Source organism: Geodermatophilus sabuli, from assembly GCF_010686765.1.
In the GTDB taxonomy this organism is placed as follows: Bacteria; Actinomycetota; Actinomycetes; order Mycobacteriales; family Geodermatophilaceae; genus Geodermatophilus; species Geodermatophilus sabuli_A.
The window spans coordinates 62,221-75,110 of sequence record NZ_JAAGWF010000019.1 but is presented as its reverse complement, the minus strand read 5'-3'; the positions used below and the strand labels follow the sequence as shown (position 1 = coordinate 75,110).

Below are 12,890 nucleotides of genomic sequence, written 5' to 3'. Positions count from 1 at the left end.
CCCTCTCTCACGACCCCTGCAGAGGAGCGGAGGACCAGTGACTCAGATCAACGTGCGGGTCGACGGGGTGAGCTACTCCGACGACGTCGAACCCCGGACCCTGCTGGTGCACCACCTGCGAGAGCAGCTGGGGAAGGTGGGCACCGTCGTCGGCTGCGACACCAGCAACTGCGGCGCCTGCACCGTCCACCTGGACGGCGTGGCCGTGAAGTCCTGCACCGTGCTCGCCGTGCAGGCCGACGGCAGCGAGGTCACCACGATCGAGGGCCTCGCGCAGAACGGCACGCTGCACCCGATGCAGAAGGCGTTCCACGACAGCCACGGCCTGCAGTGCGGGTTCTGCACGCCCGGCATGATCATGGCCTCGATCGACCTGCTCACGGAGAACCCCAGCCCCAGCGAGACCGAGATCCGCGAGGGCATCGAGGGCAACCTCTGCCGCTGCACCGGCTACCAGAACATCGTCCGGGCCGTGCAGCAGGCCGCCGCGGAGATGAGCGGGACGCAGGACCGAACCGTGGGCAACGGTCACGTCTCGCTCGCCGTCGTCGACACCGCGGCCGCACCGCACGTGGCAGGAGCGCAGTCATGACCATGGTCGAGGAGCCCGCCACCACCGCGCCGGCGCGCGAGGTCGGGCAGTCGCGCAAGCGCAAGGAGGACGCCCGGCTGATCACCGGGAAGACCACCTGGACCGACAACATGGTCCTGCCGGGCATGCTCCACCTCGCGGTGGTCCGCAGTCCCGTGGCACATGCCAAGATCGCCAACGTCGACGTGAGCGCCGCCCAGCAGGCGCCCGGCGTCATCGCCGTGTTCACCGGCCGCGACTTCGCCGAGGAGCAGGGCTCCATCCCCTGCGCCTGGCCGGTCACGCCGGACATGGTCAACCCGGGACACCCCTCGATCGCCGTCGAGGAGGTCAACCACGTCGGTGAGGCCGTCGCCGTGATCGCCGCCCGCAGCAAGGCCGCCGCGATGGACGCCGTCGAACTGGTCGACGTCGACTACGACCAGCTGCCCGTCGTCCTCGACATGGAGGCCGCGGTCGCCGAGGAGGCCGACCTCTGCCACGACCACGTCGAGTCCAACGAGAGCTTCGCCTTCGTGTTCGACGCAGGCGAGGCCGGCACGGGCGTGGACACCGAGCAGGTCTTCGCCGACGCCGAGGTGGTCGTCAGCCGGCGGTTCGTGCAGCAGCGGCTGATCCCGGCGTTCATGGAGCCGCGCGCCGTCGTCGTCCAGCCCCAGGGCGACAACTACACGATGTGGTCCTCCACCCAGGTGCCGCACATCCTGCGGCTGATGCTGGCGATGGTCACCGGGACGCCCGAGCACAAGCTGCGGGTCATCGCCCCCGACGTCGGTGGCGGGTTCGGCGGGAAGCTCCAGGTCACGCCCGAGGAGGTGATCAGCCTCCTGGTCGCCAAGCGGCTCGGGAAGCCGGTCAAGTGGGCCGAGACCCGCAGCGAGTCGCTGATGAGCGCCCACCACGGCCGCGACCAGATCCAGTACATCGACATCGCCGCCGACCGCGAGGGCAACGTCAAGGGCCTGCGCTGCCGCATCTTGTCCGACATGGGCGCCTACCTGCGTCTGGTGAGCCCGGGCATCCCGATCCTCGGCGCCTTCATGTACGTCGGCATCTACAAGTTCCCGGCCTACCGCTTCGAGTGCCGGGGCGTCTTCACGAACAAGACCCCGACCGACGCCTACCGCGGTGCGGGGCGGCCCGAGGCGACCTTCGCGATTGAGCGGATCATGGACGAGCTGGCCGTCGAGCTGGACATGGACCCGCTCGAGCTGCGCCGCAAGAACTGGATCGGGGCCGAGGAGTTCCCGTTCACCACGGCCGCCGGGCTCGAGTACGACAGCGGTGACTACGAGGGGGCCACCCAGCAGGCGCTGCAGCTGCTCGGCTACGACGAGCTCCGCGAGGAGCAGCGCCGCCGCCGCGAGTCGAACGACCCGGTGCAGCTCGGCATCGGCTTCTCGACCTTCACCGAGATGTGCGGCCTGGCGCCCTCACGGGTGCTCGGCTCGCTCTCCTACGGCGCGGGCGGCTGGGAGCACGCGTCGATCCGGATGCTCCCCACCGGCAAGGTCGAGGTGGTGACCGGCTCGTCCGCGCACGGCCAGGGGCACGAGACGGCGTGGAGCCAGCTGGTCGCCGACGAGCTCGGCGTGCCGTTCGAGGACGTCGAGGTGCTGCACGGCGACACCTCGATCTCCCCGCGGGGCCTGGACACCTACGGCTCCCGCTCGCTGGTCGTCGGCGGGGCCGCCGTGGTGAACGCCGCCGCCAAGGTCGTGGCGAAGGCGAGGAAGGTCGCCGCGCACCTGCTCGAGGCCAGTGAGGACGACCTCGAGTTCGCCAACGGGTCCTTCGCGGTGCGCGGCACGCCGGGTGCCACCAAGTCCATCCAGGAGATCGCGCTGGCCACGTTCGCGGCGCACGACTTCCCCGAGGGGGTGGAGCCCTCGATCGACGCGGACGCCACCTTCGACCCGGTGAACTTCTCCTTCCCGCACGGGACGCACGTCTGCGCCATGGAGGTGGACACCGAGACCGGGAGGGTCGAGATCCGCAAGTACGCCTGCGTCGACGACGTCGGGACGATCGTGAACCCGCTGATCGTCGAGGGGCAGGTGCACGGCGGCCTGGCCCAGGGCATCGCCCAGGCCCTGTACGAGGAGGCCGTGTACGACGCCGACGGCAACCTCACCACCGGCACCTTCGTCGACTACCTGGTCCCCTCGGCGGCCGACCTGCCGCACTTCGAGACCGGCCACACCGTGCACCCGGCGCCGGGCAACCCGATCGGCGCGAAGGGCATCGGCGAGGCCGGCTGCATCGCCTCGACGCCCGCCGTGGTGAACGCCGCGCTGGACGCCGTCCGGCACCTCGGGGTGTCCGACATCCGGATGCCGCTCACGCCCGAGCGGGTCTGGCGCGCCATCCACCAGGGCGGGGACGGCGGGGACCGGGCGACCGCCGGCACGAACGCCTACGGCGGGGCGCAGACCGAGACCACCGCCGGGGTCGCGACCGACGCGTCCGCGCTGGGAGGAGACCGGTGATCCGCCGGATCGACGAAGGAGAGACAGCCATGATCCGCCCGGGCGACGAAGGAGACCGGCCATGATCCCCGCACCGTTCGCCTACGTCCGGCCGACGACGATCGACGAGGCGCTGCAGGCGGTCGCCGACGGCGGCGAGGACGTCAAGATCATGGCCGGCGGTCAGTCCCTGATCCCGGTCATGCGGCTGCGGCTGGCCGCTCCCGAGACCGTGGTCGACCTCGGCCGGGTCACCGAGCTGCGCGGCGTCCGGGACGACGGCGACGCCATCGTCATCGGCGCGATGACCACGCACCACGACGTGCTGGTCGACCCGTTGGTCGCGCAGCACGCCCCGCTCATCGCCGAGGCGACCGAGACGGTGGCCGACCGGCAGGTGCGGGCGCGCGGCACGTTCGGCGGTGCGCTCGCCCACGCCGATCCGGCGGGGGACCTGCCGGCCGTGGCCCTGGCCCTCGACGCGGAGTTCGTCGTCGCCGGCCCCGGCGGTGCACGGCGCACGGTGCCCGCGGCGGACTTCTTCGTCGACTACCTCACCACCGCGCTCGGGGAGGGGGAGCTGCTGGTCGAGGTCCGCATCCCGAAGCTGGCCGGCCAGTGGGGCATGCACTACGAGAAGTTCACCCGCGTGGCGCAGGCGTGGCCGATCGTGGCCGTCGCGGCGGTGGTGCGCCGCGAGAACGGGGCCATCGCCGAGGCGCGGATCGGCCTGACCAACATGGGCCCGACCCCGCTGCGGGCCTCGGCAGCCGAGGCGGCGCTGGCCGGTGCGGCCGCGACCCCGGACGGGATCGCGGCCGCCGCCCGCTCGGCCGCCGAGGGCACCAGCCCGAGCAGCGACCTCAACGCCCAGGCCGACTACCGCCAGCACCTGGCCCAGGTGCTGACTCGTCGGGCGGTGACGGCGGCGGCGGGGCTGTAGCTTGAGGGACCCCGTCCTCCCCACCCCTCGCACGCTCGGGGCGGTGCGCTGGACGGGGCTCCCGCCCCCGGAACCCGCTCGTCCGCATCGGCCGGCCCGCCTCGCCAGGGGCCGGGCCGGCCGAGCCACGTACTCCCAGGAGGTCCACCGTGCAGTTGGAGAACTCGTTCACCGTGCCCGTGCCCATCGACGAGGCGTGGCGGGTGCTCATGGACGTCGAACGGATCGCCCCGTGCATGCCCGGCGCCAGCCTCGACTCGGTCACCGGTGACGACTTCACCGGCAAGGTGAAGGTGAAGCTGGGCCCGATCAACCTCACCTACGCGGGGAAGGCGTCGTTCATCGAGAAGGACGAGGCCGCCCACAAGGCCGTCATCGACGCCCGCGCCAAGGACCAGCGGGGCAACGGCACCGCCGCCGCGGTCGTCACGGCCCAGCTGAAGGAGGAGGGGTCCGTCACGCGCGTCGACGTCCTCACCGACCTCAACATCACCGGCCGGCCCGCCCAGTTCGGCCGCGGCGTGATGACCGACGTCGGCAACAAGCTGCTCGGGCAGTTCGCCGACAAGCTCGCCTCGCAGCTCGGCGCCGGGGACGAGGGCCTCGCGCCGACGACTCCGGAGACCCCCGTGCAGAAGGCGGCGGCCACCGCCGCCGGCGCCGCCGAGGAGGTCGCGGCCTCCGCCGAGCAGCTGCCCGGGGACAACGCCGCGGCCGCGACGGCCCGCAAGACCGCGACGGCGGCCAAGAAGGCAGCCGCGTCCGCCGCGACACCAGCGGCGGCCGGCACCGCCCCCGCCGCCACCGACCTCGCCCCGGTGGCGTCCGAGCCGTCGGCCGCGGCGAGCACCCCGGCGGCGACCCCGGCGGCGGGCACCCCGGCGGCCGGCACCCCGGCGGTGTCCCGGCCGAAGCCGGTCGCGGAGGCGGAGCCGATCGACCTGCTCGAGGTCGCCGGCGGTGCGGCGCTCGCCCGCTACGCCACGCCGGCGGCCGGCGCGGCCGTGGTGCTCGTCGTGATCCTGTTCCTCACCCGGCGTCGGCGCCGCCGCTGACCTGGGCCCCGGTGTCGCCGGGTGACCCGATCGGTCACCCGGCGACACCCACCAGCCAGTCCAGGCTCGCCGCGGCGACGACGTCGACGTCCCGGCCCAGCGCGTGGTCGCCGGGCACCGCGTAGACCGACGCTCCCGGGTGGCCCGACAGTGCCGCCGCGACCTCCTCCGGGCGACCGAACGCGTCCCGCTCGCCCTGCACGACCCCCAGCGCCACGGGCACCGCGGTCAGCTCGACGGCGCGGCTCTTCTCCGGGCGGCCCGGCGGGTACAGCGGGAAGGCCAGGCAGAGCACACCGGCCGCCCCCTGCTCGACCGCCGAGCGGCAGGCCACCCGGGCGCCGGCGCTGCGGCCGCCCAGGACCAGCGGGCCGGCGAGGCAGCCCGCGTCGCGCAGGCCGGTCATGACCGCGCGCCAGCCCTCGTCCAGCCGTGGCGGCGCCGGGGCGATCCGCTGCCCGGCCACCCGCCAGGGCTGCTCGACGCGGAGCACCCGCCAGCCCGCCGCGGCGGCCGACGTGGTGACGCCGACCAGGTCGGCCGAGCCGATCCCGCCGCCCGCGCCGTGCCCGAGCACCAGCGTGCCGCGGACGCCGTCCGCCGGCCCGGTGGCGGTGACCCGCGCCGGGCCGAGCGGGGTGGCCAGGTCGATGACGGTGGCCGGGTCGATCACGAGGGCGGCAGGGCCAGCAGCGCGTCGACCGCGCCGGCGAGGTCGTCGGCGACCAGGGCGGCCGGGTCGTACACCGCCGGGTAACGGCGCTCGCTGCGCGGGAACCAGGCGCCGCCGAGTCCGGCCCGCAGCGCTCCGTGCACGTCCCAGGCGTGGGCCGCGACCAGCGTCATCCGCTCCGGCCGGACGCCGCAGGCACCGGCCGCCCACAGGTACACCTCGCGGGCGGGCTTCCAGGCCCGGATCACCTCACTGGACAGCGACCGCTCGACCAGCGCCTGCACGCCGCCGCGCCGCAGCCCGGCCTCGGCCACGCCCGGGGAGCCGTGGGTCAGCGTCACCACCCGCACGCCGGCCCCGGCGAGGCGGCGCAGTGCCGGATCGACGTCGGGGTGCGGCACCAGTTCCAGGAAGGCGTCGGCCACGCGCGCGCGGTCCGCGGCGGGCAGGTCGGTCAGCTGGGCGAGGGCGGCGTCGAAGGCGTCGCGGAAGCGGCACCAGGTGCCGGCCGTCGCCGTCGCGACGCCGGTGAGCAGGGTGCGGGCGAAGACCGTGGCCAGCAGGTCGGCCGGCCGGCCGAGCTCGACCAGTGCCGCGCGCACCGGGGCGAGGTCGAGCAGGGTCTCGTTGACGTCGAAGGCGACCACGTGGGGCCGCACGGGCGGGCTCGCGGGCGCCGTCACGGGCGTCCGCCGTCCTCGCCGGACCCGAGACCGGTCCCCGGGCCCGCCGCCCGCTGCCGGCGGTGCCGGCGGACGTCCTTGGCCCGCTTCCAGACCAGCCAGCCGATGCCGAGCACGACGGCGGCGACCACCGCGTAGTCGAGGTACTTGAGGTTGTCCCGCACGAAGTCCCCGGCCGCGACCCCGAGGCCGATGAGGAGGCTGTTCCAGATCAGGCTGCCGCCGGTGGTGAACAGGAGGAACTGACCGAACGGCATCCGGACGACGCCGGCCGGCACCGAGATGAAGCTGCGGACGATCGGCACCATGCGGCCGAAGAACACCGCCGAGCGCCCGTGCCGCTCGAACCAGGCGAACGTGCGGTCGACGTCCTCGGTCTCCACCAGGGGCAGCCGGTCGAGGAAGGCGTGCGAGCGTCGCGGGCCCAGCGCCCGGCCGACGTAGTAGAAGAAGACCGCGCCGAGGACCGAGCCCAGGGTCGCGAACAGGACCACCGGGACGACCGACATCCGGCCCTCGTTGATGAGCACCCCGGCCGCGCCGAGCACCGCCTCGCTGGGGATGGGCGGGATCACCGTCTCCAGCAGGATCGACAGGCCCACGCCCACCGGCCCGAGCTTCTCCACCATGTCGAGCAGGAAGCCGGTGATGCCGCCTTCGTCGGACGCCGCGGCGGCGAGGAACCACATGGGCTCCACGGTAACGGCGCGCTCGGAGGGGGACCGGGCAGCGGCGGGGGTAGCTTCGCTGCCCATGCGCCAGCGCTTCACCGCCCGGGCCGTCGTCGTCGGGGACCGGGCCGGCACGGTCCTGCCCGACGCTGTGGTCGACGTCGACGGCGGCGCCATCTCGTGGGTGGGCCCGGCCGCCGACGCCCCGCCGGCCGGGGACGCCGAGCTCGTCGCCGTCCCGGGCGTGCTGGTGCCGGGGATGGTCAACACCCACTCGCACGCGCCGATGGTGCTGTTCCGCGGCCAGGCCGAGGGGTTGCCCCTGGCGGACTGGCTGCGGGAGGTCATCTGGCCGCGGGAGGGGCGGCTGACCGGCGACGACGTCGAGGCGGCGATGACCGCGGCGTCGGCCGAGATGCTCCGCGGCGGCATCACCACCAGCGTCGAGATGTACTTCCACCCGACGCGGATCGCCGCGGCGGTGGGCGCGACCGGCGCGCGGGCGGTCATCCCCAGCCCGCTGCTGCCGCTGCCCGGGCTGCCGCCGCTGGCCGACCAGTTGCGCGACGCGGTCGCCCTCGCCGCCGCGGGCCCCGGCGACGGCACCGTCGAGTACGGCATCGGGCCGCACGCGGCCTACACGATCCCGCTGCCGGTGCTCCGGGACGCCGCCGCGGCCTGCCGGGAGCACGGCCTGCTGCTGCACCTGCACGTCGCCGAGACGGCGACCGAGGGTGCCGGACTGCTGGCCACCCACGGCCTGTCGGTGCCGGCGCTGCTGGCCGCCCACGACGTGCTGGGCGGCCGGGTGCTGGCGGCCCACTGCGTGCACCTGGACGACGGCGACCTCGAGCTGTGGCGTGAGTACGACGTCGCGGTGGCGCACTGCCCGGCGAGCAACGCGAAGCTGGCCAGCGGGATCGCGCGGGTGCCGGCGATGCTCGAGCGCGGCATCCGGGTGGGGCTGGGCACCGACGGGCCGGCGTCCAACGACGGGCTGGACCTGCTCGCCGACGTCCGGCTGGCCGCGCAGCTGGCCCGCCTGTCGACCGGCTCGGCGACCGCGCTGACCGCCGCCGAGGCCTTCTGGCTGGCGACCGGCGCCGCGGCCGACGCGATCGGGCGGCCCGACCTCGGGCAGCTCGCCGCCGGCCGCCGGGCCGACCTGGTGCACGTGCACACCGGCGACCTGCTGTTCGAGCCGGTCCTCGACCCGGCCGACCTGCTGACCCACCTGGTCTGGTCGGGCGCCTCCCGGCTGGTCCGCGACACCTGGGTCGGTGGCCGGCAGGTGGTGCGGGACGGCGTCTGCACCACGGTGGACGCCGACGCGCTGCGGGCCGACGTCGCCGCGCGCGCGGCCCGCCTCGCGCGCGGCTGAACGACGGTCAGTCCAGCACGGCGACGGCCTCCACCTCGACCAGCAGGTCCGGCTCGCCGAGGGCACTGACGCCCAGCAGGGTGGTCGGCCGGACCGGGTCGCCCTGGATCGCCTCCGCGGCCCGCGTCACCCCGGCGCCGAGGTCGGCGAGCTTCTCCGGGGACCAGTCGACGACGTAGACGGTCAGCTTGGCGACGTCGTCGAAGGTGGCACCGACCTCCGCCAGCGCCGCGGCGACGTTCCGGTAGGCCTGCTCCACCTGGGCGGCGAGGTCCCCCGCACCGACGGGCTCGCCGGCCGCGGTCCGCGCCACCTGGCCGGACAGGTACACCGTCCGGCTCCCCGAGGCCACGGCCATCTGGCGGTACATCTGCGGGGCCGGCAGGGCCGCCGGGTCGATCAGCTGGACGCTCATGTCTCCTCCTCCGTTTTGCATGACGGTGTTATGTATAGCCTTGCTATGGCACGATGGTCAAGTGCCCCGGACCGCTTCCCCCGCCGTGCGCGCCGCCCTCGTGGAACGGGCGGCGGAGATGCTCGCCCGTCGCGAGCCGGTGACCCTGCGCGCGCTGGTCGAGGGGGCCGGGGCGTCGACCATGGCCGTCTACACGCACTTCGGCGGGATGCCGGGGCTGTGGAGCGCCGTCCGGCAGGAGGGCTTCACCCGGCTGACCGCCCGGCTGGCGACCGTCCCCGCCACCGACGACCCGGTCCGGGACCTGGCCGCGCTGGGCGCGGCCTACGTGGCCAACGCCCTGGCCGTGCCGGCCCTCTACCGCGCCATGTTCGACACCGCGGCCGACCTGGAGGACCCCGCGGCGGCGGCCGCGCCCTTCGCGGCGCTGGTGGCCTGCGCGGCCCGTGCCCGCGAGGGCGGCCGCTTCGCCGCGGACAGCGACCCCGAGGCCGTCGCGACGCGGCTCTGGGCGGCCGGGCACGGGCTCACGATGCTGGTGCTCACCGGGGTCCTGCCCGCGGAGTCGCTGGAGGGGCACGCCCCCGCCGTCGCCGCCGCGCTGTTCGTCGCGGCCGGGGACGACCCGGAGCGGGCCCACCGCTCGGTGCGCGCCGGCTGGGCGACCGGGACGCCGTCCCGCTGACGGGCTACGGACGCAGCGAGATCGTCTCCCCGCGCGTCACCGCGCGGATCTCCCCGGGCGCCCGCCGCTGTGCCACCTCGCGGACGAAGTCACCGAGCGGGGAGGCGAACCGGTCGTAGTCGTCGTAGTGGACCGGCACCGTGACCGGGGGCTTGAGCAGCTCGACGAGGTCGGCGCCCTGCCGGCCGTCCATCGTCACCGTGATGCCGAGCGCCTTGGTACCGCCCAGGTGCGGGATCAGCACGTCCAGTGGGCCGCAGCGCTCGAGCACCTCGCCGAGGAACGGGCGGTAGAGGGTGTCGCCGCTGATGTAGCCGCGCCAGCTCACCTCGCTGCCGCGCAGCAGCTCCAGCACGCTGCCCATCACCGGCGGCAGCACCCTGGCCAGCGGCCCGGGCCCGTGCACGCCGGGCACCGAGGTGATCCGCAGCGTCTCGCCGTCCCGGGTGAGCTCGTGCCGCTGCCAGGGCCGCAGGTCGAGGGTCTCCCTGCCGCGCCGCGCCAGCCAGCGGGCCGCCTCCTGGGTGGTGATGACGGGCGTGGCCAGGTCGAGGTGCCGGTGCGCGATGTCGTCCCAGTGGTCGCCGTGCAGGTGGGACAGCAGGACGGCGTCCAGCGCCGGCAGCTGCGTGGGCAGCAGCGCCGGGTCGGTGAGCCGCTTGGTCCACAGGCCCTTGCCGAGGTAGGCGCGCTGCCCCCGGCGCAGGAAGCTCGGGTCGGTCAGCAGCGTGAAGCCGCCGATCCGCAGCAACGTCGTGGCGTTGCCCGCCGAAGGTGAGCGTCACGTCGTCGGCGCGGGACGGCGAGGGCGGGGACGGCGGCGGGGGCGGGGCCATGCCCGCGACTACCCCGGACACACCCCTCCGTGCACATCCCCGGATCCGCACGGGGATCCGGGGGGCCGGTCACACCTCCGGATCGGTGCCGATCACCGACCTGAGCACCCGCAGCAGGGACTCCCGCTGGGCGCCGGAGAGGCGCGCCAGGACGCGGCTCTCGACCTCCTCGGCCAGGGCCTCGGTGGACCGGAGCACCCGGCGTCCCTCCGCCGTGATGTGCACGCCGTACGAGCGACGGTCCCGTGGGTTTCGCCGCCGCTCGGCCAGCCCCTGGCGCTCGAACTCGTCAACCAGGCTGACGACGGAGCTCGAGTCCGACCACAAGCCGCTGACCAGGTCTTTCTGCGAGGCGCCGTCCCGGCTCTCGAGGAAGCGGAGCGCGGCCACGTGCCGCGGCCGGAGGCCCAGCGGTTCCAGTGCCTCGCTGTACAGCTTCGTCGCGCGGCTCCCGACCTTGCTCAAGAGGAACAGCGTGCTCCCCGCGGACGCGGCCGACCACGGTGTGGGAGCCGACCCGAAGGCGCTCATCTCGTCTGGGCTGGTCGTGGCGACCGGGCGCCCGTCGGGCTCTGACACGCCAGCAGCGTAGCCGGGCGAAACAGTACGTGGCACGTACTACTTGACTTACCAACAGATCGTGGTGATGCTCCCCACCGTCAAGTCAGCGACGACATGAAGGTGGCCCCATGCGTGGACGAGCCCGGTTCCTGAGCGCGGTCTCGGCGTCGGTCCTGCTCCTGACAGGTTGCGGCGACGACGCGCCGGAGAGCGCGACGAGCGAGCAGGAGGAGCTGACGCCGGTCGCGATCTCGATACTCGGCATCGCCGACACGGTCCCCGTGTACATGGGGGTCGAGCAGGGGTTCTTCGAGGAAGAGGGCATCGACCTCACCGTCGACACAGCCACGTCGGGGGCCTCCATCGTCCCGTTGGTCGTCAACGGCGAGGTCGACCTCGGCTTCGGCAACGCCCTCTCGGTGCTCGTCGCGCGCAGCAAGGGCCTGCCGCTGCAGATCGTCAGCCAGGGCGCCGTGGCGGCGGACGCAGTCGAGGACGGCGGGAACGCCCTCCTGGTCCGCCCGGACGCGGGGATCGAGACGGCCGCCGACCTGCAGGGCACGACCATCGCGGTGACCTCGCTGGGCAATCTGGGGCAGCTCCTCACCGTCGAGTGGATGAAGGCGGAGGGCGCCGACCCGTCTCAGGTGGAGTTCGTCGAGATGAGCTGGCCCGACATGCTCCCCGCCATGGAGGCCGGTCAGATCGACGGCGGCAACATGGTCGAGCCCTTCCAGACGCTGGGAGTGCAGAACGGGATGCAGCTCCTGACCGACCCGGCCGCCGAGGCGCTCCCGGGCGGCACCCTCGCCGTCTACTTCGGCAGCGAGCAGTTCATGACCGAGAACGCCGACGTCGCGGAGCGCTTCGACCGGGCGATGCGCGCCTCGCTGGAGTACGCCCTGGACAACGCCGACGAAGCGCGGGACGCGCTGGCCGAGCACCTCGAGATGGAGCCGGCACTCGCCGCGGAGATCGCCCTCCCCACGTGGGACCCCGACCTCAACGACGACTCCATCCGCCGGCTGGCCGAGATCGCGGAGGAGCAGGGCGTCATCACCGAGTCCATCGACTACGACCTGTTGCTGCCCTGACCGACCGCCCCCGCCGGACGGTCGACGGGGGCACAGCACGTCCAGTGATCACTACCGGAGAGAGCAAGGGGTGGGACTCGTGTCTGTTCAGGATCGCGTCGCCGTGGTCACAGGGGCCGCGCAGGGCATCGGGTTGGGCATCGCCGGCCGCCTTGCCCGGTCGGGCGCCCTCGTCGTCGTCAACGACCTCGACCAGCAGCGCGCCGAGGAGGCCGCAGGCAAGCTGGCGGCCGACACCGGCGCCACCGTGCACGCCGTCGCGGCCGACGTCGGCCTGCGCGAGGGTGCTGCCGACCTCGTGTCGTCGGCACTGGCTCGCTTCGGACGCGTGGACATCCTCGTCAACAACGCGGGGATCGGGCGCGACCGGACGGTCCTCAAGCTGTCCGAGGAGGACTGGGACGAGGTCATCCGGGTCAATCTGAAGGGACCGTTCCTCGCCGCCCAGCAGGTCATGGCGCCGATGCGCGAGCAGAAGCACGGCCGGATCGTCAACATCGGCTCCCGGGCCTGGCTGGGTGGCTTCGGACAGGCCAACTACTCGGCGGCCAAGGGGGGCTTGCTCAGCCTCACGCGGACCCTGGCGCTCGAGGGGGCCCGCCATGGCATCACCGCGAACTGCGTCATGCCCGCGTTGATCGAGACGCCGCTCTTCCAGCAGCTCGACGACGCGGCGAAGGCACGCCTCGCCGGCACCGTGCCCATGGGCCGGGTCGGGCGACCCGAGGACGTCGCCTGGGCCGTGGAGTCCTTCGCCGCCGACGAGGCGTCCTACGTCACCGGGCAGCACGTGTACGTGTGTGGCGGCCGCAGCCTCAGCTCCGCCGAGTGAG

The 12,890-nt window shown here is 74.0% G+C and carries 14 protein-coding genes; 8 read left to right on the top strand and 6 right to left on the bottom strand.

Translation table 11 applies throughout. From position 1 onward, the window contains the following. Nucleotides 1-37 precede the first annotated feature (37 nt). From GCU56_RS17220 to GCU56_RS17205, 4 genes are all read left to right on the top strand, one after another. A complete protein-coding gene (locus tag GCU56_RS17220; protein WP_163482966.1) occupies nt 38-592 on the top strand; it encodes a 2Fe-2S iron-sulfur cluster-binding protein in 555 nt (184 codons plus the stop codon). Beyond that, nucleotides 589-3,081 (top strand): xanthine dehydrogenase family protein molybdopterin-binding subunit, encoded by a 2,493-nt coding sequence (locus GCU56_RS17215; protein WP_163482965.1) that lies wholly within the window; start codon nt 589-591, stop codon nt 3,079-3,081. The genes GCU56_RS17220 and GCU56_RS17215 overlap by 4 nt, the downstream gene beginning before the upstream one ends. 61 nt (nt 3,082-3,142) lie before the next feature. After that, the gene (locus GCU56_RS17210) at nt 3,143-4,003 is read left to right on the top strand and encodes an FAD binding domain-containing protein (protein ID WP_163482964.1); all 861 of its coding nucleotides are present in this window, start codon (nt 3,143-3,145) and stop codon (nt 4,001-4,003) included. Nucleotides 4,004-4,152: 149 nt separating this feature from the next. Beyond that, complete coding sequence (locus GCU56_RS17205) at nt 4,153-5,058, top strand: SRPBCC domain-containing protein (RefSeq protein ID WP_163482963.1); 906 nt, start codon at nt 4,153-4,155, stop codon at nt 5,056-5,058. A gap of 34 nt (nt 5,059-5,092) precedes the next feature. Here GCU56_RS17205 and GCU56_RS17200 read toward each other — a convergent pair whose 3' ends face one another. From GCU56_RS17200 to GCU56_RS17190, 3 genes are read right to left on the bottom strand one after another with little or no spacing between them, the layout of a single operon-like run. After that, complete coding sequence (locus GCU56_RS17200) at nt 5,093-5,731, bottom strand: alpha/beta hydrolase family protein (RefSeq protein ID WP_345771899.1); 639 nt, start codon at nt 5,729-5,731, stop codon at nt 5,093-5,095. Then, the gene (locus GCU56_RS17195; RefSeq protein WP_345771898.1) at nt 5,728-6,414 is read right to left on the bottom strand and encodes an HAD-IA family hydrolase; all 687 of its coding nucleotides are present in this window, start codon (nt 6,412-6,414) and stop codon (nt 5,728-5,730) included. The genes GCU56_RS17200 and GCU56_RS17195 overlap by 4 nt, the downstream gene beginning before the upstream one ends. Continuing rightward, nucleotides 6,411-7,103 (bottom strand): DedA family protein, encoded by a 693-nt coding sequence (locus GCU56_RS17190; protein ID WP_163482962.1) that lies wholly within the window; start codon nt 7,101-7,103, stop codon nt 6,411-6,413. The genes GCU56_RS17195 and GCU56_RS17190 overlap by 4 nt, the downstream gene beginning before the upstream one ends. 64 nt (nt 7,104-7,167) lie before the next feature. Between GCU56_RS17190 and GCU56_RS17185 the strand changes: the two genes are divergently transcribed. Then, a complete protein-coding gene (locus GCU56_RS17185; protein ID WP_163482961.1) occupies nt 7,168-8,466 on the top strand; it encodes an amidohydrolase family protein in 1,299 nt (432 codons plus the stop codon). Nucleotides 8,467-8,473: 7 nt separating this feature from the next. On the opposite strand, the gene GCU56_RS17180 is transcribed toward GCU56_RS17185, so the two are convergent. Continuing rightward, nucleotides 8,474-8,881, bottom strand: coding sequence for a RidA family protein (locus GCU56_RS17180; protein ID WP_163482960.1), 408 nt, complete (start codon nt 8,879-8,881; stop codon nt 8,474-8,476). A gap of 61 nt (nt 8,882-8,942) precedes the next feature. Between GCU56_RS17180 and GCU56_RS17175 the strand changes: the two genes are divergently transcribed. Next, complete coding sequence (locus GCU56_RS17175; protein ID WP_345771897.1) at nt 8,943-9,566, top strand: TetR/AcrR family transcriptional regulator; 624 nt, start codon at nt 8,943-8,945, stop codon at nt 9,564-9,566. A gap of 4 nt (nt 9,567-9,570) precedes the next feature. On the opposite strand, the gene GCU56_RS17170 is transcribed toward GCU56_RS17175, so the two are convergent. Next, the gene (locus GCU56_RS17170) at nt 9,571-10,317 is read right to left on the bottom strand and encodes an MBL fold metallo-hydrolase (protein ID WP_239522442.1); all 747 of its coding nucleotides are present in this window, start codon (nt 10,315-10,317) and stop codon (nt 9,571-9,573) included. Between the two features lie 154 nt (nt 10,318-10,471). Further along, on the bottom strand, nt 10,472-10,981 hold the full coding sequence (locus GCU56_RS17165; protein WP_163482959.1) for a MarR family transcriptional regulator: 510 nt from the start codon (nt 10,979-10,981) through the stop codon (nt 10,472-10,474). Between the two features lie 110 nt (nt 10,982-11,091). On the opposite strand from GCU56_RS17165, the gene GCU56_RS17160 reads away from it, so the two are divergent. Then, a complete protein-coding gene (locus GCU56_RS17160; RefSeq protein ID WP_163482958.1) occupies nt 11,092-12,057 on the top strand; it encodes an ABC transporter substrate-binding protein in 966 nt (321 codons plus the stop codon). A 70-nt stretch (nt 12,058-12,127) separates the two neighbouring features. After that, entirely contained in the window at nt 12,128-12,889 is a 762-nt protein-coding gene (locus GCU56_RS17155; protein WP_163482957.1) for a glucose 1-dehydrogenase, read from the top strand. The last annotated feature ends 1 nt before the right edge of the window (nt 12,890 follow it).

What these genes read in the sequence shown, in the direction of transcription:
- GCU56_RS17215 (WP_163482965.1), top strand. Translation starts at nt 589, where the DNA reads ATGACCATGGTCGAGGAGCCCGCCACCACCGCGCCGGCGCGCGAGGTC.
- GCU56_RS17210 (WP_163482964.1), top strand. Translation starts at nt 3,143, where the DNA reads ATGATCCCCGCACCGTTCGCCTACGTCCGGCCGACGACGATCGACGAG.
- GCU56_RS17190 (WP_163482962.1), bottom strand. Translation starts at nt 7,103, where the DNA reads ATGTGGTTCCTCGCCGCCGCGGCGTCCGACGAAGGCGGCATCACCGGC.
- GCU56_RS17185 (WP_163482961.1), top strand. Translation starts at nt 7,168, where the DNA reads ATGCGCCAGCGCTTCACCGCCCGGGCCGTCGTCGTCGGGGACCGGGCC.
- GCU56_RS17180 (WP_163482960.1), bottom strand. Translation starts at nt 8,881, where the DNA reads ATGAGCGTCCAGCTGATCGACCCGGCGGCCCTGCCGGCCCCGCAGATG.
- GCU56_RS17160 (WP_163482958.1), top strand. Translation starts at nt 11,092, where the DNA reads ATGCGTGGACGAGCCCGGTTCCTGAGCGCGGTCTCGGCGTCGGTCCTG.